Source organism: Acinetobacter sp. ANC_7503 (genome assembly GCF_056780035.1).
Map to the genome: position 1 here is coordinate 16,591 of NZ_JBWYJA010000016.1, position 24,711 is coordinate 41,301.

The window sequence follows — 24,711 nt, forward strand, 5'->3', positions numbered from 1 at the left end:
TCGGAAATGAGTCAATTCCGTTTGCATCCTTTAGTTACAGCAATTGTTCTGAGTGGATGTAGTACGCAAGTCTTTGCACACCTTGGGCAGAATTTATCTGTAGATGTACGCTCATTATCAATGGGTAATGCTGTCACTGCAGATCCACCCGGGATTAGTGCAATTCACTTTAACCCTGCGGGTTTAACCAAACTCAAAGGGTTACAAACCGACGTTCAAGGCTTAGTTGCTAATTTTGATATTCAGCGTGAATTTTCCGCGCCATCAGGTTATGACGTCTTTGGATATTCTGATGATCCATTAATCTGTAATGATGCGCTTGATAATCCATCAAACCTCTGTACTGATTTTAAGGATTCTGTGAGAGGTGATGTCGAGTACGCATCCTTATATATTCCTGTATTGAAAAAAATGGTGGATTTAGGAGAAGGATGGCCAGTAGCAGCTCCAACTGGAGGGATCTCCTACAATCCACCAGGATCTAAGTTTACTTTCGCTACTGCAGTTTATGCACCTCTGGTTGCAGGTTTCGGTGCAGAAGATGGTAATCCGGGTAACTTCATGGGGCAGCAAGTTGCCATGGAGCGTATTACATATTTATCGCCATCGATTGCTTATCAAGTAAATGATGAACTTTCGATTGGTGCTTCAGTGGGAATGTCTTATCAAGCCATTGCCATGAAAACAGATTTGCGATTTCCAAATGAAATGATAGGTCTTCTTAGGATGGTGGATGAGTCTGTCTGTGCCCCTTTCCGTGGAGGAAATGACAATATTGTCACGAATATTTTGCTATTCGGCTTATGTAATACCAATGAGGGCATGAATCCATTTTCAACCTTTGGAAAGATCAATGTTGAACTGGAGCAGAGTTTATCTCCAAGCTACAACCTAGGTGTCTTGTGGGAACCTACTGAAGAGTTTGGTTTGGGGCTGGTTTACCAAAGCGGTGCTAAAATGCGCTTAAAGGGAAAATATATTGTAGAAAATGGAAACGCATCCCGAGAATTAATTAAAGGACTAAACTCCTCACCTACGGGGCAAGTTTTGGCAACAATACTTGGTTTTCCGAACTATGTACCTGCGATTGAAACTGGTCTAATGTCTATGGATTTAGAATATCCAGCACATTTCCAAGCAGGGATTAAGTACAAAGTATTCCCGGACTTACAGGTAAATTTCGATGTGGGATGGACTGACTATGCGGCTTGGGATAAGTTTAAATTTGAGTTCGATCGTCAAATTTCTGCTCTGAAAATTGCAAAACTGTTATCTAATGATGTAACAGACTCATCTTTATCTCTGCCTCTAGGTTTTCAATCTCCATGGAGTTGGGGCGTTGGCGTTGAATATTCTGCCAATGACCGTTTGAAATTCCGTGCTGGTTATGAACCTAGAACAAGTGCGATCCCAGATGGAAAGCGGAATACAATGGTACCGATCAATAATGCACAATTGTTTGGATTGGGTATTGGTTACCGTTTTGATGAAGATACAGATATTGATTTATCAGTCGGGTTCCTTCGTAGCCGCGATAGAATTCCAGCGGGATCAAGTAGCCTAGCCAATCTAGACGCCGTGGATAATTTATTACTTAATCCATATGCTGGCTTAAATGTATCGACGAATACCAAAATTACGATTTTAGGTATAAATTATAGAACGAGATGGTAATGGACTTAAATCTTGAGCAATTTAAACAAATAAAGACAAGAGTAAGCCAGTCTCTCGGTTGTGTCTTATGCGCAGGTTCTTTTTTAATATGTCCTACATTGAATGCCCAAGACTTTTACACAATTATAGGTCCAGATGGTAGACCGATTGTCATTGAAAGATCTGCATCTAGTGCTCAAAAAAACGAATCTATTAAAAATCGAAAATCAATTCAAAGAGAAAATGTTCAGCCAAAAATCATTCAAAAAAAACCAGCAGATGAGCCTAAAAAAATACAGGTTGAAATCGCTCAGCCGAGTATTAAAGCTCCTACAGCGAGCAAATCAGTTGGGCGCAGTCAAAATGACAATGTTGAACAATCAACAGTGAGTGTTGAAAAAAAGACTCAAGATCAAATGACGAAAATTGATCTTGCACAGACTAAAGTCAATACGAAACATGAGCAGTCATTAACAAAAAATAAATCTACACACGATCAAAATTCTAAAGAAAGCGTTCAACGTGTTGAGCAGATTTCAGATAGCAAAAACGCAGGTGGTTCACTGAAAGCTGAAAAAGGAAGTCCTGTAACTGTGATTGATGGTGTTGAATACATTGATCATGAATATCTTGAAGATCGTGAGTTTAATCTGGAAGGAAGAAAACGGTTTTATGTAGTTCCTGATACGCAGGGTGTAGGTGCAGCTCGTTTTGAAACAATTGAGCGACAAAAAGGGATTACCAAAGCCGTTTTATCTCAGTTCCTACAGCCGACAGAGCCTACAGCGAAAGAAGCAATGGCTTTATCGAGTACGTACATGCGTATTGAAGCAAAAGATCTTGCGGAATCTTTGGAACATACATGTTTTAAAGATAAAAAAATTCAGAAAGCTAAGCGTTTGAAGGGTGCTCAAGGTGAAATTGGTTTATGGCCAGTTGCGCCATTGAAAGAACGTTTTGCTTACGAGGTGGTGGAGTTAGATGAATCAATTGATCAGATTCAAATTCAATCATTTGCTTCATCTCAAAATAACCCAACTTTTTATTGGCCGATTGCAGTATTTTTGGATCAGCAAGGTTGCATTTTAGAGGGAGCGACTGGTTTTAAAAGTACAGATACTCAAGCCAACGTCACGACATACTCTGCACTCGAAGGTATATTAAAAAAACCACCTCAAACACGATATTTATTACTCACCCCTTTAGTCGAATCAATTGATATTCAAAATCAAAAACTCGTGAATACTGGTCAGCTAAAGCTTAAGGCCATCAAATAAAAGAGAACTAGAATGAAAAAGTCTAATATTATCCCATTCACGTTTTCCACGCTTTTTTTAGCACTGACTGGATGTGGTGGAGAGAGTGCTAAAATAAATGAAGATCCTAACCGTGGTTCCGTTACAACCTCTAATGGTTGTTTAACCTCAAATGATGCTAATTGTCTTGGATTTGTCTTGGACTATCCTGTAGAGGGACTAAAGTTCGATTGTAGTACTGACAAACTGAATCACTATCGAACTGAACTCGATCCTAATGTTGCAACTGGTTCATGCCAAGTGGGAGACAAAGTTACATTTTATATTCAGGGTGAAGCCAGTGCTCGAAAAATTGAGTTAGGGACGGTCGATCTAGGTTCAATTGTGCCTAAGAAAATGAGCGATGTTTATATTCAGATTGGTGTACAAGATATGGCTCAAGGGCTAACTGGTAAGCCAATTGAAAATTTTAATATGTCCGATCCTACCTATAACGCAATGGTCGGAATTATACGAATTTTGCAAACATTAGGTGTAGATCAAATCAGTAATGTACCTGGTGATATACAGCAAGTTGTGCTGTCAAAAGACAATTTGGATGGTCTTCAAGTGATCAGCCAAAATATAACGGCCAATGAGTTCAACAATGGCAGTTATGTTCAGATCCTGAAACCATGGTTAGATGTCGATAAGGTATCAATTGATGATGCGGAAAAAGTAGCACAACAGATCATCAGAATGAGAAGTGTGGGTATTTATCAGGCCAATCACTTACTCTTTATTGGACAAAATACTAATTTCGCAGGGTTTCACGGCTCAAGCCTAAACAATAATCAAGCAATTGCTGATATGAGCGTAATTACTACGCGCGAAGGTTATGCGAGTGGTTATCTCTCACAGTGGAGAGGGAAACCAATTGTTACGGGTAGTAATACTTCAGAAGAGTTAGCACGAGTATTATTAATCAATCAAGTACCACCTGAAAAATTAGATGTCGTTTCTAATTCAAAAGATTGGTTGAATAATATCTCACAAAAAATACAAAAACCTTTAGTTTTTAAAAGTATTGAATCTTCAAATGACAAATTAGAAATCTATAAAGGAACTCTGTTTGGTCAATCCATTATTCCTGGTAATCAGTATGCTTATCAAGGATTCTTAGGCAGCAAGGATACACCTACAAGCACTGAGGTATATGGGGAGTGGCGTCAAGATGTCAATTCTGAGCGCTATACAGGTAAGCTTGATATTCTAAAATACAGTCCAGTGAGCTATTTAGATCGTAAAGTGTTCAAAACACGTAAAAATGTTGAAGCTGGGGATCAAATTATTTTCCCATTATACGCAGATTTAGTGTTTAACTTTAATGATAAAACGATTCCATCACAAACAGTGAGTATCGTCATTGATGAAAATGGAGATATACGAACCAATCGTACTGCATCGAGTTTAAAATCTACCACTTGTCCAAGCATTAAGAATACTTCAACTATGACCGATGAATTGGATGTTCAACAATTCATTATTGGTACGACAGGCACAACATATTCAACTGCAAATGATAAATCTCTGACAATACGTATGATTCTAGCGAATCCAATTTTTGGGAACCTAAATGGGGTCAGAGCTGGACTAAATAACAGACCAGACTTTGGAGTCGATTCTAATAGTGAACTTGTGTCATCTGGAGGTGTGCGTTTAAATTTACAAAACTTAATCGTAAATAATGACATAAGAGCGGGTATTAATATCACGAGTTGGGATACTAAGGGCTCTACAGCCGCAGCTGAATGGGTGAATACGCATGCGACATACCAACACACGTACAATTCGATTCCAGAGAATAAACCAACGACTGAACAACTTAATCTAGCAAAGCTTAGAACAGGAACAATTGAAATTGCTTTAACACCTTGTTATCAAATAGGTCGAAAAGCTTAACCAAAAAAACTCCATCTTATGAGATGGAGTTTTTTTTAACCTGTTTGATCAAGTCGAGTACCTAAGGTCTCTAAGTGTGTAGGAAAATGATTCGATTTTCGGTCTTCAAAATAATGACGAAGCGTTCGTTCAACACTTGGGAAAGCTAAACTATCCCATGGAATCTCGTGTTCTTCAAATAAACGACTTTCGATGGTTTCTTCACCAGCTCCAAATTTACCTTCAACAAGGTGAGATTTAAATAATACGTAAATTTGACCAATACGAGGGATATTGTACATACAGTACAATTGCTCAATTTCCACTTCAGCTTCAGCTTCTTCACGAGTTTCACGAGCTGCACCTTGCTCCATTGTCTCGAAGAGTTCCATATATCCTGCTGGTAGCGTCCAAAGACCATAGCGCGGCTCAATCGCTCTACGACATAAGAGTACTTTATCTTCCCAAATCGCTAAGGCTCCACAAATGACCTTTGGATTCACATAGTGAATGGTTTTACAATGCGTACAGACTTGGCGTACTTTATGATCACCTAAAGGAATCTGTTCGGTCGTCGGTTGCCCACAGGCCGTGCAAAAAGGCATATGCTGTCAAGTAAAAATGAGATGATTCAGCATACCCCAAAAAAATAACTTTCGCATCATTTATAGCCTTATGCACAAAATTTCATATATGATGGGATGAGAATAAAAAAGAGAGATCGAGCTATTCAAGATGATGGATCATTCATTAACATTGCAACTGCAACAACACCTTAGGTTTTCTAAACGCATTCAAAAAGCTGATGCTGCAGTATTACTTGCAATCACCAATGAAGATGATCCTAAAATTCTGCTGACGCGTCGCTCTATTTATATGAATAATCATGCGGGTGAAGTGTCATTCCCAGGAGGAAAAAGAGATCCGAACGACACCAGTAATATTGTCGTTGCACTCCGAGAAGCATGGGAAGAAACGGCTTTGAATCCGTTCGATGTAAAGTTGCTAGGTGATCTGCCTTCAGAGCGCTCAAAAGCGGGTGTTTTAGTAAAACCTGTTGTTGGATTGATACCGCCTAATGTGAAGCTTGTCCCACAACCTACAGAAATCGATCGTATTTTTTTTGCTTCAATCCGCGAAATGATGGATGCTCGCCCAACACCTTATGAAGTTCGATTGGCTAAGCAATCAATCTATTTTCCAAGTTTAAGAGTTGAGAATGAGGTGATATGGGGTCTTACAGCAAGGATCCTGATTTCGTTGTTTCAGTATGGCTTAAATTATAAAAAAAACTGGCCCTTTTTGCTCAATTCCCCAAGTTTTAAATCCTCAATTTTCAAACAACATTAAAATATTAAATGCATAGGATTGCTGCATATGATGTACAAATTTCAAGACAAAACCCCTTCAACGACGATTCAACCATGGAATGGATGGATTGCAGAAAATGCCACTGTGATTGGCGATGTTGAACTTGGACAAGAGGTGAGTGTTTGGTTTGGTGCGGTAATACGCGGGGATAACTGCAAAATTCGTATTGGTGATTTCAGTAATATTCAAGAAAATGCCGTCTTACACACTGATCCGGGCATTGAATTGAATGTTGGGCAATATGTCACCATTGGTCATCAAGCAATGTTACATGGTTGTACGATTGGAGATAATAGTTTGATTGGTATCAACGCCGTCATATTAAATAATGCTGTAATCGGTAAAAATTGCATTATTGGCGCGAATGCGTTGATTCCAGAAGGTAAAATCATCCCAGATAATTCATTGGTGATGGGCTCTCCTGGCAAAGTAATTAAAACATTAGATGAGTTTGCAGAAGCTAAACTCAAAATGAGTGCGATGCATTATGCGCATCATTTCAAAAATTTCACTCAGCTTGAAAAATTTGAATTTTAAATATAAGTGTTGAGATTGATACCAGCGTTCAATAATCACTAAATCTGAACAGATCTGCTCTCGCAGGAATAATTCGAGTGGAGTATGATTAGCACCATTTTTAACGATTTATAGGGGCATGCATGAAATTGCTTGCATTAGAAACTGCCAATGAGCAGTGCTCAGTTTCGTTAATTGATGAGAATCAAGTACTTTTTTATCAACTAGATGATCGTGCAAAAGCGCAGACCCAATCTATCCTCCCAATGATTGAAGCAGCTTTTCAGCAAGCTGAAGTACACGTTTCAGATTTGGATGCGATCGCTTTTAGTCGTGGTCCTGGCTCATTCAGCGGTGTGCGTATTAATGCAGCAGTCACTCAGGCACTTGCATGGTCACATGACGTGCCTGTGATTCCTGTTTCATCCCTTCAAGCTCTGGCACAGGCTGCTTATCGAATGTATCAACTGACAGAAGTTACGGCTGTACTTGATGCAAGAATGAGTGAGGTCTACATTGCAAGTTTTCAGTTAAATGCTCAAGGTTTAATGCAGTTGGTGGATGAAGAGCAATTATTAAATTATGAAAATGCTGCAGCCTATCAAAAGTTTCAAATGATTGGTTCAGGAACAAAATGTATTCATCCCGAATTAAATGATTATTCACATGTCCAAGCAACTGCTGAGGATATAGCGACGATTGCACGTGAACATGCTTTAAAAGAACAATGGCTCAGTGCCGATCTCGCACTACCCGTTTATTTACGTGACAATGCGTGGAAAAAAATTCCAGAACAAGGCAAAGCATAATTAGGAATTTCTATGGATCTTTTACTGCTGCTTAAAGCGGCAATTATGGGTATCGTTGAAGGTATTACTGAGTTTTTACCCATTTCTAGTACAGGCCATTTAATTTTAGCCGCTGAACTCATGAATTTCTGGACCAAGGAAAAAAGTGATGTCTTTGTGATTGCCATTCAAATGGGGGCAATCGCAGCGGTTATTTATGAATATTGGTCGCGCTTATGGGGTGCTGCAACGGGTATGGTCACTGGCGAAGCACAAGGTAGAAGACTCGGATTTGGTTTAATCTTGGCTTCAATCCCAATTGTTACAATAGGTTTGACCTTTGGGCAAACAGTAAAAGAGCTATTATTTAATAACTACGCGATTGCAATTGGCCTGATTGTGGGTGGTTTAATTATCATTTGGGTAGAAAAAAATCCCCCAAGAATACGTGTCAAAGAAGTTGAAGAGCTCAGTTATAAAGATGCAATTTGGATTGGTTTAATTCAAGTGCTCTCTTTGATCCCAGGTACGTCACGTTCTGGTGCTACGATCATCGGGGCAATGTTTTTAGGCGTTTCCCGCAAAGCAGCGACCGAATTTTCATTCTTTCTTGGAATTCCAGTCATTATTGGTGCTGGATTATTAGATTTATATCAAAGCTATGATGTGTTCCAGACTGCTGAAGATTGGGCAGTGTTGACAACTGGGTTGATTGTTTCATTTGTCTCAGCTTTATTACTCATTCGAGCTTTGGTTGCCTATGTCGCAAAACGTGATTTTATGATTTTTGCTTGGTATCGAATTGCTTCAGGTTTAGTGATCCTTCTCTTTGCATTTACAGGTTGGAAATTATGGTAAGCGAAATACGCTTATTTGCTGAACGAGATTTTCTTGAGAAAGCACAGCATTTTAATGCTGTGCTTTCTTCTCGTGGGGTGCAGTCAACAATCGAAGAGGTTGAAAAATTGAATGCTCGATTTTTCAGACATCATCCTGAACTTGCGCTTTGTGTTGATCAAGATGGGTTGTGGCTGTGCGCACAGGGCATGCGTATGCAACCTGATTGGAAAGCCGAAGTCGGTCGCTTAAAACGTGCTAGCTTGAAATCTGAAATGATTGCGAGGGCATGCCAGTTATCTGAAAAACCCCAGCTCATTGATGCCACCGCAGGGCTTGGGCATGACAGTTTACTGATGGCACATTTAGGGGCAAATGTCACATTAGTTGAACGACATCCAATTTTATATACTTTGTTAGAATCTACTCATCAACAAGCGAGTCTTGACCCATTTTTAAAGAGTATTGTTGCGCGTATTCAGCTGGTTTTTTCAGATTCCGCTGATTATCTTAAGCAATGTGAAAACCAACACGTCGATGCCGATGTAGTATATTTAGATCCAATGTTTCCACAGCGCGATCAGAATCAAAATGCCATTAAAAAACAAGCGCAAGTTAAAAAACAAATGCAGCTGTTACATCTTCTGTTGCCTGAAGATGGAGAGATGGATTTAGGTGAAGAATTGTTGGCATTGGCTCAAAGCGTTGCTAAGCGAGTTATTGTAAAGCGACCAAGGCATGCTGTTTATCTCAATGCGCAAAAACCTGATCATCAATGGTTAGGTGATGCATGTCGCTTTGATGCCTATTTTCAAACGATTGTTTCTGAGTAGTTTGGTAAATGACTCAAAAATAATCGAAAAATTGTTATATAGTTAAAAGTAGCATTGATAATTATTTAACCGAGCATAAACTTAAAAAAGCTGATCCAAGCACCTACACAGTAATCATATGATAGACCTTAAACCTTCAATTAACTTTTGGCATGATTTAAAAAGTAACCAGCTTGCAGGGATTTGGTTATTTTTAGGTTCAAGGAAATCACTACAGATTGTAAGGCCATCAATTCTTCAACTTATTTTTTGGGGAATTCTTGGAGGTTCAGCGAGCTCTTTATTTAGCTGGTTATTATCGAATGGTGCTGGAGAATTTAACTCTCAAGGATTAGTGAGTTATGCGCTCTGGCCATTTATTGCTTTAATTGTTGGGATTTTCCTTTCACAGCGTACTAATAATCCACGTTTGATGTTAGTGCCAGCATTACTTTGGTTAGTACTAGACACACATATTGTTTTGATTCAGTGTCTTATCCAATATTATTTTAATAACTTTGACTATCAACCTAATTTCCTTGTTGATCATTTGCAGCACATATTTTCTTTATTGTTTGTTTGGCAAAGTTTAGCTGTTGTTTGGGTTTTTTCGCGTGAATTAAAATGGCCTTGGTGGGAGCGACTGCTCATCATGATCGCCACGTTTTTTACACTTTTTGTGTGGCAGATTTCGTCACAAAGTCAACCAATTTGGAAGGTAGATGAGGCGCCTCCAAGTATTTCAGAACAATCATTTTACGCGCAAAGCAGATTATTAAATCAGGCGCTTGAACAGATCCAATTTGGAGAGTTCGCGAACTCGCATTGGTATTTTATGGGCGTAGCTGGTGCAAGTTATCAAGATGTATTCAAATTGGAAATTCAAAGATTTAAAGATCAATTTGATACGCGTTTCGGAACCTTTGGTCGATCAATTGCGTTAATTAATAATCCTGCAACTCGCGAAGAATATCCAATTGCGTCAAAGACCAGTATTGATTTGGCATTGCAACGTATTGGCGCTCAGATGAATCGTGAAAGTGATGTCCTGTTTCTTTATATGACTTCCCATGGATTGAGTAACCAATTTCAAATGGAGAATACGCCAATTGATTTGGAAGACATAGATCCAAAATGGTTGCGCCAAACGCTTGATAAATCAGGGATCAGGTGGAGAGTCATTGTGATTTCATCATGTTTCTCTGGTAGTTTTATTCCAGCGTTGCAATCGCCAGATACATTAGTCATTACTGCAGCTGCAGCAGATCGAGAGTCTTTTGGTTGTTCAAATGATGCAGACTCGACTTATTTTGGACGTGCTTTCTTTGATTTAGCGATGCGTGAAAAAAATAGCTTACGTGAAGCCTTTGAAGATGCATCAGTCAATATTGCGCATTGGGAAAATGCACAAGGGTTTATGCCATCAGAGCCACAATGGGTCATTGGTAAGAATATGGAAATTATGTTGCCGCAACTTGAAAAGAGATTATTTCCTCAGGTTGGATTATCAACCGTAAGTAGTGAACACCAGAGTGATAGTGCTCAGTTTACGAATATGCGATGATGTTTTAAAAATTAAATGTGTGAGGCAGTGCAATGGAATTGGTTCAAAAGAATAAATGTTTTGATGGTGAACAACGTGTTTATCAGATCAATTCAAAGTTTTTGAAAAATCCGACTAAATTTTCTGTATTTTTACCTTCACAGGCACTCGAAGGTCAAAAATGTATTGCGTTGTACTATCTTGCAGGTTTGACTTGTACTGAAGAAACTTTTGTCATCAAAGCACACGCACAACGTTTAGCTGCACAATTGGGAATTATATTGATTGCTCCAGATACATCACCTCGTGGTGACGACGTGGCGGTCGGGGATTCTTGGGATATAGGGCAAGGGGCTGGATTCTATTTAAACGCAACTCAAGCACCTTGGGCTGAGCATTATCAGATGGAGTCGTATCTTATACAGGAGCTGTATTCTCTAGTTCTTACATCGTTTCCTGTACAGGATGAGGGGATTGGTATTTTTGGTCACAGCATGGGAGGACACGGTGCACTCACGCTTGCTTGGAAGTATCCAGACTTATTTAAGTCAGTCTCAGCATTTGCACCGATTTGTGCGCCATCAATTTGTCCATGGGGTGAAAAGGCATTTTCAGCTTACCTCGGAGAAGAACGTGAGTTATGGGAAGCACATGATGCGAATGAACTCGTGAAAGCAAAGGGTGCTCTATATCACGAAGTTTTAATTGATCAGGGGGTTGCAGATCAGTTTTATGCTCAACTTAATCCAGCACTATTTGCTGAATCATGTAAAACCGTAGGTCAAAAGCTCACATTGCGGGAGCATGAGGGTTATGATCATGGATACTTCTTTATCCAAAGTTTTATTGATGATCATCTGCAATTCCATGCTTTACAATTGCAAAATTAATCTCATTTGAATTTTAAGATATTCATACTTAAGTTCGTTATAATGTGTGCGATATCACATTTAAACCATGTTGAATGATGACATCTCTCGGGATGTCATTTTTATAATCAGAGAAAATAATAATGAATTCATCAGAACACTCCGCTGAACAAGCACCCTTACCATTCATCAACGATCCATTTCCATTATCTGATGCAGATGAAAATCGACCGATTTATATGGGGAAAGTATTTAAATTTAAATTTCATGGCAATGCGATGGAGTACTTTGGCATATGGATCGTCAATATTTTATTGACGATTGCGACATTGAGCCTATATGCGCCATGGGCGAAAGTACGTCGTTTAAGATATTTTTATAACAATACCGAATTTTTTCATCGCTTTTTTGATTTTACTGGTTTACCGACTAAAATTTTGATTGGTCGACTGATAGCCATTGGCATTTGGGCAATATTTGCGATTGCCTCATATATGGATATGACGATAGCAGCATTTGGTGGACTGATTATTTATATTGCTCTTCCATGGTTGGTACGAGCCACAATTCGATTTAATGCGCGCAACAGTAAATTTGGGAACAGTCGTTTTTATTTTTCTGGCACGAATAAAGAAGCCTATAAACAATTTTTAATTGCGCTTGCTATCACCATTTTTACATTAGGTATATTTAGCCCTGTCGCAATTTGGATTTATAAAAAATATACGCTTAATCATTTGTACGTTGGACAACTCAAATTTCAATTAAACAATGACTGGCCTAGTTATATGCGAGCAGTATATGTTCCCATGATTCTCTTTGTATTGATTCTTATGCTCATCGGATTTGGTGGTTCGACATTATCAATACTCAGTGGTCATGGAATGGATATGATGCTGATGATGATCTTTGCCGTTTATGCGATTGGAATGTTGTTTATTGGTCCGTTAATACAGGCACGAATTTTTATTACTACGTGGAATAGCACAACACTCAACAGCAGTCAGTTTAAGACCAGTTGTAATCAATGGCGCTATGCATGGATTGTTGCGAGTAATTGGATCGCTAGAATCTTAAGTTTAGGATTATTGTCAGCATGGGCTGCTATTCGCATTTATCGATACCAAGTTGAGTCGATGAGCTTAGAATTAAATGATGATCCAAATCTGATGATGAATATTGCGCAAAGTGATCATAGTGCCATCGCGGAAGAAATTAGTGATATTTTTGATATTGATATTTCACTTTAGGAGTTAATTCAATGAATCAACCTCTCACAGTGACATATTATGATGGTGTTCTTTCTAAGCCTTTTACAGCACAGATTCGCCCTGCTAATCAAGACAGTATCGCTGTCAGTTATACAGATAAAGGCGAAGTGAAAACAGTCTACTATCATGCAGATGAAATGGTATTGCTTGGTAAAATTGGTCGACGTAATCCAGCTTTAGAGTTAACACATGACGCTAGGATTGAATTTCATGAGCGTCAGCTTCCTGAATGGTTGCCTGTTGAGCATAAAAATTTTCATCAAAAAGTATGGAAACTTGAACGTACACCATCGTTGATTATTTTTAGTGTTATTTTCGTGGTCGCACTTGGTTTCTCCGTCATTAAATGGGGAATACCGACGGCATCGCACATTGTTGCTTTCCAACTGCCAGAAAATACGCTGAATCGTTTGGGTGGTCAGGCAGAAGTTTATTTAGCCGAATACTCTAAACCTTCTCAGTTATCACAGCAAAGACAGGATCGGATTCTCGCGGATTATCTGAAATATGTTGCTGAGGGTCGTCCCGCTCAGTTGAAATTTAGGGAAGGTACCTCGCTTGGAGCCAATGCACTCGCATTGCCAAACAATACAATTTATCTCACCGATGAATTAGTGAAGCTTGCCAAGAATGATCAGGAAATTATCGGCGTTTTGGCACATGAACAAGCACATTTATTAAAACGTCACAGCTTACAACAAGGTCTTTCGAGCCTAGGATTCAGCGTACTTTATATTGCTATCACTGGTGATGGATCGGATTTAATTGCGACTTTGCCAGTTGCCATGATTGGTGCAGGATATTCACGGAAGTTTGAGTTAGAATCAGATCAGTATGCGCTAGAACTCATGCATAAACATGAAATGGATACAGTGCATTTTGCAAACTTTTTAAAACGTATGAGTGATGATATGGGAGAAGACGAAGATCAATCAAAAATTCTTGATCTCTTTGCAAGTCATCCTGCAACTGAAGAACGAATTCGCCGTGTTACTGAATTTAAACAGCAACAATAATGAAAAGCCGACTTTATGTCGGTTTTTCTTTAACTTTCTCTAGACCATATAACTTGATAGTCAGCTTGAACCATGCGATTGATATGATCAAGCACGACATTTTCTAGTCGTATTAATTCTTCTAAAGATATTTCTTCTTTATTCACAATACTGACATGAAGTTGATCAGGTTGTATTGATAATTCAACTGTCACTTTTGGCATAAAAATTTGATATTGGTCATCGGTATTGGCGACATCAAATTTATGTTTCCAATGATTGCTTAATCGTTTAGCGATACGTAATGCTTCGGAGCTGTCTATCGTTGTGGTTGTTTTCATTATTTACCGTAATGCTTGAAATTTATTGTATCTTAACATTCATCTCACCATAAGGTTGTTCCGAATATGCAACATAGCTTTGCATAAGTCATATTCCGTCCTTGAAGATTTTTTTATCAACGATTTGCATTTTGAGTTGAAATTTAAATAGCAGTAATTTCGAAGGAATGAATAAACGAAGTTTTGCTATAATCAACTTTTGAATTCTAATTTCCCGCCAGGTCCTGACATGTCCAAGCCATTCTTAATTGCTCCATCGATTTTATCTGCTGATTTCGCTCGCTTAGGTGAAGAAGTCGAAAACGTACTTGAAGCAGGTGCAGATGTGGTCCATTTCGATGTAATGGACAATCATTATGTACCAAATTTAACTTTTGGTGCTGGTGTATGTAAGGCACTTAAAAAATATGGTATTCAGGCCCCAATTGACGTTCATCTTATGGTGAAACCAGTCGATCGTATGATCGGAGATTTCTTAGAAGCGGGTGCAGATATCATCACTTTTCATCCAGAAGCATCAGACCATATCGACCGTTCATTGCAGCTGATTAAAGCTGGTGGTGCTAAAGCAGGTTTAGTTTTTAACCCTGCAACGCCTTTACATTACCTTGATTATGTACTGGATAAAGTGGATCAAGTCTTATTAATGAGCGTCAACCCTGGCTTCGGTGGACAAAAATTTATCCCAATGACGCTAGATAAACTTCGTGAAGCACGCAAAATTATTGATGCATCTGGTAAAGATATTCGCTTAGAAGTTGATGGTGGTGTTGGTCCAGCAAATATTCGTGAAATCGCTGAAGCTGGTGCAGATATGTTTGTAGCTGGTTCTGCCATTTTTGGAAAGCCAGATTATAAAGCTGTAATTGATGAAATGCGTGCAGAGTTGGCGAAAGTAGGTTCAATTAACGTTTGATCCGAAACATGTATAACACTACACACATCTGTGGATAAGTCTATGGATAACGTGGTGGATATCTGTGTTGATAACAGTCTGGATAATTTGATTAGATTATAATCATATTTAGTTCAATGGTTTGTTTATTAGACAATAAATGTATAAAAAAGGACTCATTTGAGTCCTTTTTTACAAAAAATGGATCTTCTTATCTTTTCTGTTGTATTGTTTGGGGGAGAAATTTTCGTTGCTCATTATTTGGCTTATCTTCGTGAATAAGTCTTAAAAGAGCGAGATAAAAAATCAATTTAAACATCCCAGACCAGTGATTCTATAGTGCAGTAAAGTGTTTTAATTTAGTGCGGATTTAGTCTTCTATCTGCCAATAGCGATCGCCTTTGTAATTCAATAGCCTAAAAATGCAGAAATAATCTAGAAAAGCTAGTCCGATAATGACCTATTTTTTGTAGGTGTATTTTGGGTCAAAAATTGTAAAATTGCGCCTATTTTGTGCGTGTGTTGATATAATTCAACCATCATTTGGAGGAACGACCTCCCTCATTTCTCTGAGAAAAATCGTCAGGACGGCCTGACTCTTAAATTATTTTAATTGGGAGCAGGCATCATGGCTTGGTTTATTCTTATTCTCGCGGGTTTATTTGAGATCGTTTGGGCATATAGTATGAAAATGTCTGAAGGATTTACTAAATTCACACCGACTGCAATTACTCTATTTTTTATGGTTCTCAGTTTTGGGTTGTTGGCACATGCCATGAAAACATTCCCTCTGGGAACTGCCTATACGATTTGGACGGGGATTGGTGCAGTAGGGTCTTTTTTAGTCGGCATTTTTATTCTGGGTGAGCCTGCGACAGCAATGCGGATGATTGCGGCTATTCTGATTATTTCAGGTTTAGTCATGATGAAATTAGCTTCAGCGTAAGATTTAAGGCAGCGTATCCATACGCTGCTTTTTTTAATTGAGAGAGGGTTTATTTTGGCTTGGTTAGTCTTGATTGTTGCAGGGTTGTTGGAAGTGGTCTGGGCCTATTTTATGAAAGTTTCAGATGGATTCACCAAATTGACACCCAGTATTTTGACGATCGTTTTCATGATCGCAAGTTTTGCTTTACTTTCCCATGCGATGAAAACTTTGCCACTCGGGACAGCTTATACCGTATGGACAGGCATAGGCGCTGTAGGTTCATTTGTGGTTGGGATTTTTATTCTTGGAGAACCTGCAAATGCAATGAGAATGATCGCTGCAGTATTGATTATTTCGGGTTTGGTCTTGATGAAGTTATCATCAACATAGTTAGATGATTCAACTTTCAGGCGATTAAAAAATGACTCAATTTTATTTAAAAAAAATAATGACACCTGTCGGTGAACTTCAATTGGTTGCTCATGATCGAGCATTGATTGTTGTCGCTTGGGAGAATGCACTTCCTCAGTTTATCCGAAATCAAATCGTAATTCAGCGGGATGATCACGAGATTTTATGCATTGCCGAAACACAGCTTCGCGAATATTTTTTAAAACAACGTCAGGTATTTGATTTGCCCATAGAACTTTATGGGACAGAATTCCAACGCTCGGTATGGAATGCGCTGTTAAAAATTCCTTTTGGAGAGTCTAGAACGTATAAGCAAATTGCTGAGGATGTTGGGAATGTAAAAGCGGTTCGAGCGGTAGGCTTGGCCAATGGGAAAAATCCTATCGCGATCATTGTACCTTGTCATCGTGTAATAGGTGTCAATGGCAAGCTGGTCGGATTTTCAGGAGGTGTGGAAAATAAGCTTAAGCTGCTGCAGCTTGAAGATGATAAGTGGTGATGTTATAACAACATAAACATATGAAATACAAAAATTATGTCTAATGAAAATCCTATAATTACAATTGTTTTTAATCTCATATCGCAGTTATGGTGGTTGATCTTAGTTCTAGCAATCATCCCTGTATTCAAAATGTTTGTACCTTATATCAAAGGAAAATTGGGTGAATACATTGTCCAATATCATGCAAAAAAAATTTTGAATGAGGACTATATTTTACTGAATGATCTAACATTTTTGGATCAGGACAATCAGACCACACAGATTGACCATATTTTATTGAGTCCTTATGGAATATTTGTGATTGAGACCAAAAACTATAAAGGTTGGATTTTTGGCTCATCACATCAAAAAATGTGGACTCAAAAAATTTATAAATCTAGCCATAAATTTCAAAATCCATTGCACCAAAACTACAAGCATATAAAGGTTTTAGAGGGATTGTTAAAAGATTTAATCGATTCAAATCTGTCGATACATGGGTTAATAGTTTTCGTGCCTAATTGTGAGTTTAAAACACCAATTCCTGTACATGTTCATTGGGGTAAAAGTTGGATTGAAGAAGTTAAAAGCTACCAAATGAAAGTGATTGATGATCGTAGACTACAGAGAATTAAATATCGTATTGAAAAAGCAGCGCTTCAAAAATCGTGGAAAACCAATAGAGAACATATCCGATCAGTCAAAGAAAGACTAAAAGATTAATAAAAAAAAACCCACAGTCAGTGGGCTTTTTATTTAGAAGCGTTTTGGAATTCTTTGGCCACCTTCAACTGGGATTTCAGCACGTTTTAATACACCAAATAGCCATGTTTCCGCATGGTGAACTGCATTTTTAATTTGATCACCTTGTGCCAACCTCCCTGCAATAAAACTAGCAAGAGAACAGCCTGAACCATGATACTCACCTTCAAGACGAGGACATTTTGTTTCAGAGACCATATCACCGTTGATGTAGAGTGCATTTCTAATATAAGTCGGTGTGTCTTCGTGACCACCTTTGACTAATACAGCTTTAGCACCCATTTCAAATAACTTCTGTGTAGCTTGATCTAAATCTTCACAGCCTGTTAATGCGCGAAGTTCAACGGTATTCGGTGTAAGAATCGTAGCAAGAGGAATCAATTCAACAAAAGCCTTGACCAATGTTGCTTGATTTCCTAATGAGCCACCACTATTGGCAACCAAAACTGGATCGAGTACGTATTGGAAATCAGGATGTGCTCTTAGGAATTCTGCCAAAGCGGCGATATTGTCGGTAGTGCCGAGCATGCCAGATTTCACTACTTTGATAGGAAGATCGTTCACTACAGCATTCGCTTGAGCCAGCAGTAAATCTTTTGAGGTTGCTTCAAATCCAAAAACTTGTTGAGAGTTTTGAATGGTTAACGCTGTACATGCGATTGCTGCATGAGCACCACTTTGGCCGATCGCTTCAATATCTGCTTGTAAGCCAGCACCACCAGATGGATCTAAACCAGAAAAGCACAATACAGTAGGGCGCACAACAATGTCCTTCATCGATCAATTTGGAGTAGTATAGGCAAGTTTCTGAGAAGTCTCGATAGCATTTCTAAAAAAGGTACAGCATGATTAAAAATATTCTCATTGATTTAGATGGAACGCTAACTGATCCTAAAGTGGGTATTACGACTTCTGCACGTTATGGTTTAGAAAAAGTAGGTCATCTTATCGCGGAGGATGAGAATATTGATTGGATTATTGGACCACCTTTAAAAGCCTCGTTGGCCAAAATTTTGAAGGTTGATGTGAATGATGATTTGGCGGAACAGGCTTTACTTGGTTATCGTGAACGCTTTGCTGTAAAAGGTTTATTTGAAAATTTATTATTTGAAGATGTAGCAGAGACATTGGCAACACTTAAGAACAAAGGTTACAGATTGTTTTTAGCTACTGCAAAGCCTGAGGTGTATGCCCAGAAAATTCTTGAACATTTCAATCTCACACCGTATTTTGATTATGCCTATGGCAGTGAGTTAAATGGTGACCGCACCAATAAAGCTGAACTTATTGCATATATTTTAGAGCGAGAAAAAATTAAGCCAGAAACCTGTTTAATGGTAGGGGACCGAGAGCATGACATTATCGGTGCTCGAAAAAATGGGATTGAAACGATTGCGGTGGAATACGGTTATGGCAGTGATGCAGAGTTAGCCGCTGCTGCACCCAAAGCCAGAATTCAAGCTTTCCATCAAATTTTAAATTACGTTGATTAATCTAAGCCGAAATTTGGGCTCAAGAGCAACTCTCAAGAGATTGCTCTTCGTAGCTTAGCTTAGATCCAAGTACAAGGACTCTTTGACCTCTTCCATCACGATGTAACTATGGGAGGATGCAGAGGAGGGAAGCATTTTAAGCAGGTCACCCAGTAGTTGGCGATAAGCACTCATTTCTTTTAGTCTCGCTTTCACCAAGTAATCGAATTCACCTGAAATTAAATGACACTCTAATACCTCAGGTATCTCAACTAAATTCTTGGCGACTTGATCAAAAACATCTCCAGATTTCGCCGATAACTTAATTTCTAGAAAGACGAGTAAATTACGCTCCAATAACTCCGGATTTAATCGGGCGTAATAGCCCATAATAATGCCATCTCGTTCTAGTCTTTTCACTCTTTCCGAGCATGGGGTTGTAGAAAGATTTACTTTTGCAGCCAGTTCACTAATGGCAATACGACCGTCCTTTTGCAGAATATCTAAAATCATACGATCAGTGCGATCTAATTTCCGCATGAATAATTTCCTTATTTTTTAATTTTTTCAGGATAAAACCCTTAAATTACCTAAATTATAACGATTAAAAGAGTGAAAAAAACTATTAAAGCAAAAATATACTAGTGAAATAAACTACACAGTGCTGAGGGATAGTTCATGCGCGTTATTGTATTAGGTAGTGGTGTCATTGGTGTTGCAAGTGCGTATTACCTAGCGCAACAAGGAGCAAGCGTCACTGTATTAGATCGTCAATCAGGTCCTGCCGAAGAAACGAGTTTTGGCAATGCAGGACAGATTTCTCCTGGGTATTCTACACCATGGGCCGCACCAGGAATTCCATTTAAAGCGGTTAAATGGATGTTTCAACATCATGCACCATTAGCAATTAATGTAGATGGAAGCTTGTGGCAGCTGAAATGGATGGCTCAAATGTTGAAGAACTGCAATGCGGCACATTACGCTATCAATAAAGAGCGTATGGTACGTGTTGCTGAATACAGTCGAGATTGTTTAAGAGAATTACGCGAAAATATTGGCATATCTTATGAGAATCGTTCAAAAGGAACATTACAAATTTTTCGTAAGGATGCGCAATTAGACGCAGTTCAACGAGACATTGAAGTTTTAAAAGAAACAGGTGTCGAATTTGAGTTATTAGATCGTGAAGGTCTAGGTCGAGTTGAGCCTGCTTTAGCGGAAGTTAAAGACAAATTGGTCGGTGGTTTACATCTTCCAAATGATGAGACTGGCGATTGCTATATCTTTACCAACGCGCTTGCTGAATATGCAAAAGGTATTGGTGTTGAGTTTAAATTTAATCAAAATGTTGAAAAACTCGTAGTTGAAGGTGATGAAATTAAAGGCGTTGTTGTCGACGGTCAAGTACTTACAGCAGATCGTTATGTACTTGCCTTCGGTAGCTATTCACGAGATTTTATTAAACCATTAGGTCTAGATTTGCCCATTTATCCAGTAAAGGGATATTCATTAACTATACCTATCGTGGATGCGCAATATGCGCCTCAATCAACCGTATTGGATGAAACCTACAAGATTGCAATAACTCGTTTTGATCAACGAATTCGTGTTGGTGGGATGGCTGAGTTAAGTGGTTTTAATAAAGAGTTAAATGAGGATCGCCGTGGCACCTTAGAGATGGTAACACGTGATTTGTTCCCAGGTGGAGATATGGCACAAGCCAGTTTCTGGACGGGACTACGACCGATGACACCAGACAGTACGCCTATTATCGGTGCGACGAAATATAAGAATCTATTTTTAAATACTGGACATGGCACGCTCGGCTGGACCATGGCATGTGGTTCTGGAAAGCTGATTAGTGATTTAGTGCTGAATCGGACTCCAGAGATTAGTACCGATGGACTTTCAATTCAACGTTATAACCACGCAGCTTAAAGGCTGCGTGGTTTGCTATTAAAAAATATAATAGGACAAGGAATATGTCTCGCCCGATACAGGCTGTCATTCATTTAAACGCAATCAAACATAATTTGAAAGTTGCTAAGCAACATGTGCCAAATGCCCAAATTTTTGCTGTTGTAAAAGCTAATGCTTATGGCCATGGGATCGAGCGCATTTATTCAGCCTTAAAGGATGCTGATGGGATTGCACTTCTAGAGCTGAGTGAAGCACAACGAGTTCGAGATTTAGGTTGGAAAGGCCCAATTTTGCTTTTGGAAGGTATCTTTCAAGAAGCGGATTTACAGTTGTGTCATGATTTGGAACTTCAATTTACCGTTCATAATGAGATTCAAGTCGAATGGATTAATCGGTGCGGTTTAGATGCACATTTTAATATTTTTCTGAAAATGAACAGTGGCATGAATCGTTTAGGATTCCAACCTCAACGTTACTCTGAAATTTGGAGTCTGTTAACTGAATTGCCGCAAGTGTCATCAATCACTCACATGACACATTTTTCTGATGCTGATGGCGAGCGCTTGAATCAGGTTGGCGTTGACTATCAAATTTCAGTATTCAATCAAATCGTCAGTGCTTTAGGTGGTCCTTGCTCAGTAAGTAATAGCGCAGCCATTCTTAGACATGCCAATCATGTCCACTCTAACATTGTACGTAGTGGCATTATGTTGTATGGGAGTTCACCGGATTATCCAACCCATACTATTCAAGATTGGGACTTAAAACCAACAATGTCTTTAAGAAGTGAATTGATTGCAATTCAAAAAATTAATCCTCAGCAAAGTATTGGCTATGGATCGACATTTTTTGCAGAACAAGCTATGAAAATTGGCATTGTCGCTTGTGGATATGCAGATGGATATCAACGGATTACTCAATCTGGCACAACAGTGCTTGTGAATGGACAAAAAACTTCTTTGATTGGTCGTGTAAGTATGGACATGCTAGCTGTTGATATCACGCATATTGAAGATGCAAAAATTGGCAGTGAAGTCGTACTGTGGGGCGTCTCAAAGTACGGAAGTTTGTTACCGATTGATGAGGTCGCTGCAGGAGCGAGTACTGTGGGATATGAGTTAATGTGTGGCGTAACGACGCGGGTTCCATTTGTTCTAGAAATTTAATGTTAAAAATTCAACGATCAACACTAGGATCGATACTGAGTAATCAAGGAATTAATATGCAAAATCAGGATATTCAAAAATTCAATAGTAATGGCGTGATGAGTGCAGTTACAGTCTTTAATCAAGTGGCTTATCTTTCTGGTCAAGTACCTAAGATTACGACGCCTGATATCGCCTTACAAACGAAAGATGTGCTGAATACGATCGACGCTCTTTTGGCTCAAGTAGGCACAGATAAATCTCGTTTATTGTCAGCACAAGTTTTCGTGAAGAATTTGGAAGATTTTCAAATCTTCAATCAAATTTGGATTGAATGGATGGAGGATTCAATACCACCATCACGAGCAACCATTCAGGCTGACCTCGTTAATCCAGAATGGTTAATTGAAATCGCAGTGATTGCTGCATTGAAATAACTGAATATAAGTAAGACTTCACGAGGAAGAGTCATTTATGGCTCCTCTCATAATAACAAAATCTCTCGAATCTCAGTTTGAAGCGGAATTTAGGCTGATCGATTAGATTAGATGGTGTAAAAGGATGTTGAATAATGACAACCACAAATATTGATGAACAATCATCTCCCAATGAATTACAGCGTAAGCTTTCAAATCGACATTTACAACTCATCGCCATCGGTGGAGCGATTGGTACAGGGTTGTTTATGGGCTCAGGAAAAACGATTTCACTTGCAGGACCTTCAATCATCATCATTTATATGATTATTGGTGCTATGTTTTTTTTCTTGATGCGTGCCCTTGGTGAAATCCTTTTATCTAATCTGCACTACAAATCATTTATTGATATGGCACATGATCTCATTGGACCAGGTGCAGGGTATTATATTGGTTGGTCCTATTGGCTGGGATGGATTTTGGTCGGTATTGCTGATTTAGCAGCAATTATCAATTATCTCAGTTTTTGGTTACCTCCAGATCAAATGTTTACCCCAATGGGGCAAGCAGCGATTAGTGCAGGATGTGTCTTATTCATACTCGCAATTAACTTAGTCACTGTAAAACTTTTTGGTGAAATTGAGTTTTGGTTTGCATTAATCAAAATTCTAGCCATTATTGGATTGATCTTGGTGGGTGCCTTCATGGTGTTTACGAGTTTTCAGTCACCAAGTGGTGCTGTTGCAAGCTTCAGTAACATTTGGTCTCATGGTGGAATGTTCCCGAAAGGATCCATGGGCTTTTTGGCAGGCTTTCAAATCGCAATGTTTGCCTTTGTTGGTGTAGAGTTACTCGGGACGATGGCTGCGGAAACCAAAGATCCTGAAAAAAATTTACCAAAAGCGGTTAATGCTATTCCGACACGTATTATTATTTTCTATGTGCTTTCGTTGATCATGATTATGTCTGTGACACCTTGGATCAATATCCCAGCAGATCAAAGTCCATTTGTCACATTATTCTTATTTGCGGGTATTGGTTCAGCTGCTGTGATTATGAACCTAGTGGTTTTGTCTTCTGTGATGTCTTCCATGAACAGTGGTGTCTTTTCTACCAGTCGAATGTTATTTGGATTGGCCCGTGACGGCCAAGCCCCTCAAAAGCTAGCAGAACTTTCAAGTCGTGCCGTACCTGCTAAGGGATTAATCTTTTCATGTACATTTATTATGGCCGGTGCAGCATTTCAGTATTTTGTGCCAAATACGATGGAAGCTTTTACATTAGCAAGTTCGCTGTGTGTGATTCTTTTCATTAGTATTTGGGCGATTATCATGGTGTGCTATATACGCTACCGTAAATTGCGACCTGAGCTACATGAAAAGTCGAATTTTAAAATGCCGGGTGGAGTGGCAATGTCATACGTTGTATTGGCATTTTTGCTATTTGCATTAATCATTTTAAGTTTAGAGCCAGACACGCTGAAAGCTTTGATGATTAGCCCAATCTGGTTAATTCTGTTGGCTGTAACATACCGTGTTCTTTATAAACCACGTATGCGTAAGCGTAACCATAATTAATTTTTAGAGAAAGAAAAAACCTCCACGAATGGAGGTTTTTTTATATTCTTTAGTTAGAATGAAGGTTTGACCACAACTAAAATTACAACTGCGAATAAGATCAATGTGGGCATTTCGTTGAAATAGCGCCAGAACTTATGACTTTTATAGTGTGCATTATCAATGAGTTTTTTACGGTAATATCCACACACTAGGTGGTATATGACCAGTAATCCGACTAAACCAACTTTTAAATAAAACCATAAAGCTTCATGATAATGTCGAGTTGCATCACCCCAGTCCACTAAAAAATGTGCAGTGATCAATGTTGCGATCATCGCAGGCCACATAATGCCACGATAAAGCTTACGTTCCATGACTTCAAAGCGTTGATGACTTATGGCATCGTCACTCATCGCATGATAAACATAAAGCCGTGGTAGATAGAACAAAGCAGCGAACCAACATACCACAGCAATAATATGTAATGCTTTTACCCATAGGAAAGCATCTGAAGGAGCATCCATCTAATCACCCATTATGGGCGGAATTA

The 24,711-nt window shown here is 38.8% G+C and carries 27 protein-coding genes; 22 read left to right on the forward strand and 5 right to left on the reverse strand.

Features of this window, described 5'->3' with window-relative positions; translation table 11 throughout:
* Window positions 1–6 precede the first annotated feature (6 nt).
* The 3 genes from filD to filF are packed head-to-tail and all read left to right on the forward strand — an operon-like array spanning window position 7 to window position 4,850.
* Complete coding sequence (gene filD / locus AC1M9M_RS13990; RefSeq protein ID WP_481592372.1) at window positions 7–1,674, forward strand: putative pilus system OmpP1/FadL family transporter FilD; 1,668 nt, start codon at window positions 7–9, stop codon at window positions 1,672–1,674.
* Complete coding sequence (gene filE, locus AC1M9M_RS13995) at window positions 1,674–2,930, forward strand: putative pilus assembly protein FilE (protein WP_481596640.1); 1,257 nt, start codon at window positions 1,674–1,676, stop codon at window positions 2,928–2,930. The genes filD and filE overlap by 1 nt, the downstream gene beginning before the upstream one ends.
* A gap of 12 nt (window positions 2,931–2,942) precedes the next feature.
* Window positions 2,943–4,850 carry a putative pilus system protein FilF gene (gene filF, locus AC1M9M_RS14000; RefSeq protein WP_481589570.1) on the forward strand — a complete coding sequence of 636 codons (1,908 nt, stop codon included), beginning with the start codon at window positions 2,943–2,945 and terminating at the stop codon, window positions 4,848–4,850.
* Window positions 4,851–4,885: 35 nt separating this feature from the next.
* Here filF and AC1M9M_RS14005 read toward each other — a convergent pair whose 3' ends face one another.
* Window positions 4,886–5,434: an NUDIX hydrolase gene (locus AC1M9M_RS14005; protein ID WP_035268253.1), complete on the reverse strand. Its 549-nt coding sequence runs from the start codon at window positions 5,432–5,434 to the stop codon at window positions 4,886–4,888.
* Between the two features lie 130 nt (window positions 5,435–5,564).
* Here AC1M9M_RS14005 and AC1M9M_RS14010 point away from each other — a divergent pair, with 130 nt between their 5' ends.
* The 9 genes from AC1M9M_RS14010 (at window position 5,565) to AC1M9M_RS14050 (ending at window position 13,852) form a co-directional block, all read left to right on the forward strand.
* Window positions 5,565–6,179, forward strand: a complete 615-nt coding sequence (locus tag AC1M9M_RS14010) for a CoA pyrophosphatase (RefSeq protein ID WP_035268255.1) — start codon at window positions 5,565–5,567, stop codon at window positions 6,177–6,179.
* A 27-nt stretch (window positions 6,180–6,206) separates the two neighbouring features.
* Window positions 6,207–6,737, forward strand: a complete 531-nt coding sequence (locus AC1M9M_RS14015) for a gamma carbonic anhydrase family protein (protein WP_035268256.1) — start codon at window positions 6,207–6,209, stop codon at window positions 6,735–6,737.
* 122 nt (window positions 6,738–6,859) lie between these two features.
* The gene (gene tsaB / locus AC1M9M_RS14020; RefSeq protein ID WP_481592375.1) at window positions 6,860–7,525 is read left to right on the forward strand and encodes a tRNA (adenosine(37)-N6)-threonylcarbamoyltransferase complex dimerization subunit type 1 TsaB; all 666 of its coding nucleotides are present in this window, start codon (window positions 6,860–6,862) and stop codon (window positions 7,523–7,525) included.
* A gap of 12 nt (window positions 7,526–7,537) precedes the next feature.
* Window positions 7,538–8,362, forward strand: coding sequence for an undecaprenyl-diphosphate phosphatase (locus AC1M9M_RS14025; RefSeq protein ID WP_481592376.1), 825 nt, complete (start codon window positions 7,538–7,540; stop codon window positions 8,360–8,362).
* A complete protein-coding gene (locus tag AC1M9M_RS14030; RefSeq protein ID WP_481594036.1) occupies window positions 8,356–9,174 on the forward strand; it encodes a class I SAM-dependent methyltransferase in 819 nt (272 codons plus the stop codon). The genes AC1M9M_RS14025 and AC1M9M_RS14030 overlap by 7 nt, the downstream gene beginning before the upstream one ends.
* A 118-nt stretch (window positions 9,175–9,292) precedes the next feature.
* Window positions 9,293–10,717, forward strand: a complete 1,425-nt coding sequence (locus AC1M9M_RS14035) for a C13 family peptidase (RefSeq protein ID WP_180028728.1) — start codon at window positions 9,293–9,295, stop codon at window positions 10,715–10,717.
* A 32-nt stretch (window positions 10,718–10,749) separates the two neighbouring features.
* On the forward strand, window positions 10,750–11,586 hold the full coding sequence (gene fghA / locus AC1M9M_RS14040) for an S-formylglutathione hydrolase (protein ID WP_481596641.1): 837 nt from the start codon (window positions 10,750–10,752) through the stop codon (window positions 11,584–11,586).
* Window positions 11,587–11,804: 218 nt separating this feature from the next.
* Window positions 11,805–12,815, forward strand: a complete 1,011-nt coding sequence (locus AC1M9M_RS14045; protein WP_257219954.1) for a YjgN family protein — start codon at window positions 11,805–11,807, stop codon at window positions 12,813–12,815.
* 11 nt (window positions 12,816–12,826) lie between these two features.
* Entirely contained in the window at window positions 12,827–13,852 is a 1,026-nt protein-coding gene (locus tag AC1M9M_RS14050; RefSeq protein ID WP_481596642.1) for a M48 family metallopeptidase, read from the forward strand.
* Between the two features lie 29 nt (window positions 13,853–13,881).
* Here the strand turns inward: AC1M9M_RS14050 and AC1M9M_RS14055 are convergent, their stop codons facing one another.
* The gene (locus AC1M9M_RS14055; protein ID WP_481588036.1) at window positions 13,882–14,172 is read right to left on the reverse strand and encodes a DUF2218 domain-containing protein; all 291 of its coding nucleotides are present in this window, start codon (window positions 14,170–14,172) and stop codon (window positions 13,882–13,884) included.
* Window positions 14,173–14,401: 229 nt separating this feature from the next.
* Between AC1M9M_RS14055 and rpe the strand changes: the two genes are divergently transcribed.
* From rpe to AC1M9M_RS14080, 5 genes are all read left to right on the forward strand, one after another.
* Window positions 14,402–15,088 carry a ribulose-phosphate 3-epimerase gene (gene rpe / locus AC1M9M_RS14060; protein ID WP_180000186.1) on the forward strand — a complete coding sequence of 229 codons (687 nt, stop codon included), beginning with the start codon at window positions 14,402–14,404 and terminating at the stop codon, window positions 15,086–15,088.
* A gap of 607 nt (window positions 15,089–15,695) precedes the next feature.
* The gene (locus AC1M9M_RS14065) at window positions 15,696–16,013 is read left to right on the forward strand and encodes a DMT family transporter (RefSeq protein ID WP_481588038.1); all 318 of its coding nucleotides are present in this window, start codon (window positions 15,696–15,698) and stop codon (window positions 16,011–16,013) included.
* A gap of 54 nt (window positions 16,014–16,067) precedes the next feature.
* Window positions 16,068–16,385 (forward strand): quaternary ammonium compound efflux SMR transporter SugE, encoded by a 318-nt coding sequence (gene sugE / locus AC1M9M_RS14070; RefSeq protein ID WP_180000188.1) that lies wholly within the window; start codon window positions 16,068–16,070, stop codon window positions 16,383–16,385.
* A 31-nt stretch (window positions 16,386–16,416) separates the two neighbouring features.
* Entirely contained in the window at window positions 16,417–16,905 is a 489-nt protein-coding gene (locus AC1M9M_RS14075) for a methylated-DNA--[protein]-cysteine S-methyltransferase (RefSeq protein WP_180028722.1), read from the forward strand.
* A 36-nt stretch (window positions 16,906–16,941) separates the two neighbouring features.
* Window positions 16,942–17,610 carry a nuclease-related domain-containing protein gene (locus AC1M9M_RS14080; RefSeq protein ID WP_481596643.1) on the forward strand — a complete coding sequence of 223 codons (669 nt, stop codon included), beginning with the start codon at window positions 16,942–16,944 and terminating at the stop codon, window positions 17,608–17,610.
* A gap of 33 nt (window positions 17,611–17,643) precedes the next feature.
* On the opposite strand, the gene AC1M9M_RS14085 is transcribed toward AC1M9M_RS14080, so the two are convergent.
* Complete coding sequence (locus tag AC1M9M_RS14085) at window positions 17,644–18,411, reverse strand: hydroxymethylpyrimidine/phosphomethylpyrimidine kinase (protein ID WP_035268321.1); 768 nt, start codon at window positions 18,409–18,411, stop codon at window positions 17,644–17,646.
* Between the two features lie 83 nt (window positions 18,412–18,494).
* On the opposite strand from AC1M9M_RS14085, the gene AC1M9M_RS14090 reads away from it, so the two are divergent.
* On the forward strand, window positions 18,495–19,142 hold the full coding sequence (locus tag AC1M9M_RS14090) for an HAD-IA family hydrolase (RefSeq protein WP_481589576.1): 648 nt from the start codon (window positions 18,495–18,497) through the stop codon (window positions 19,140–19,142).
* Window positions 19,143–19,196: 54 nt separating this feature from the next.
* Here the strand turns inward: AC1M9M_RS14090 and AC1M9M_RS14095 are convergent, their stop codons facing one another.
* A complete protein-coding gene (locus AC1M9M_RS14095; protein ID WP_092768640.1) occupies window positions 19,197–19,661 on the reverse strand; it encodes a winged helix-turn-helix transcriptional regulator in 465 nt (154 codons plus the stop codon).
* Window positions 19,662–19,799: 138 nt separating this feature from the next.
* On the opposite strand from AC1M9M_RS14095, the gene AC1M9M_RS14100 reads away from it, so the two are divergent.
* From AC1M9M_RS14100 to AC1M9M_RS14115, 4 genes are all read left to right on the forward strand, one after another.
* Window positions 19,800–21,059 (forward strand): D-amino acid dehydrogenase, encoded by a 1,260-nt coding sequence (locus AC1M9M_RS14100; protein WP_481592386.1) that lies wholly within the window; start codon window positions 19,800–19,802, stop codon window positions 21,057–21,059.
* Window positions 21,060–21,103: 44 nt separating this feature from the next.
* Window positions 21,104–22,207 (forward strand): alanine racemase, encoded by a 1,104-nt coding sequence (gene alr / locus AC1M9M_RS14105; RefSeq protein ID WP_481596644.1) that lies wholly within the window; start codon window positions 21,104–21,106, stop codon window positions 22,205–22,207.
* Between the two features lie 56 nt (window positions 22,208–22,263).
* Complete coding sequence (locus AC1M9M_RS14110) at window positions 22,264–22,623, forward strand: RidA family protein (protein ID WP_035268302.1); 360 nt, start codon at window positions 22,264–22,266, stop codon at window positions 22,621–22,623.
* Window positions 22,624–22,757: 134 nt separating this feature from the next.
* The gene (locus AC1M9M_RS14115; RefSeq protein WP_035268305.1) at window positions 22,758–24,179 is read left to right on the forward strand and encodes an amino acid permease; all 1,422 of its coding nucleotides are present in this window, start codon (window positions 22,758–22,760) and stop codon (window positions 24,177–24,179) included.
* A 53-nt stretch (window positions 24,180–24,232) separates the two neighbouring features.
* On the opposite strand, the gene AC1M9M_RS14120 is transcribed toward AC1M9M_RS14115, so the two are convergent.
* Complete coding sequence (locus tag AC1M9M_RS14120; protein WP_481596645.1) at window positions 24,233–24,685, reverse strand: CopD family protein; 453 nt, start codon at window positions 24,683–24,685, stop codon at window positions 24,233–24,235.
* Window positions 24,686–24,711 lie beyond the last annotated feature (26 nt).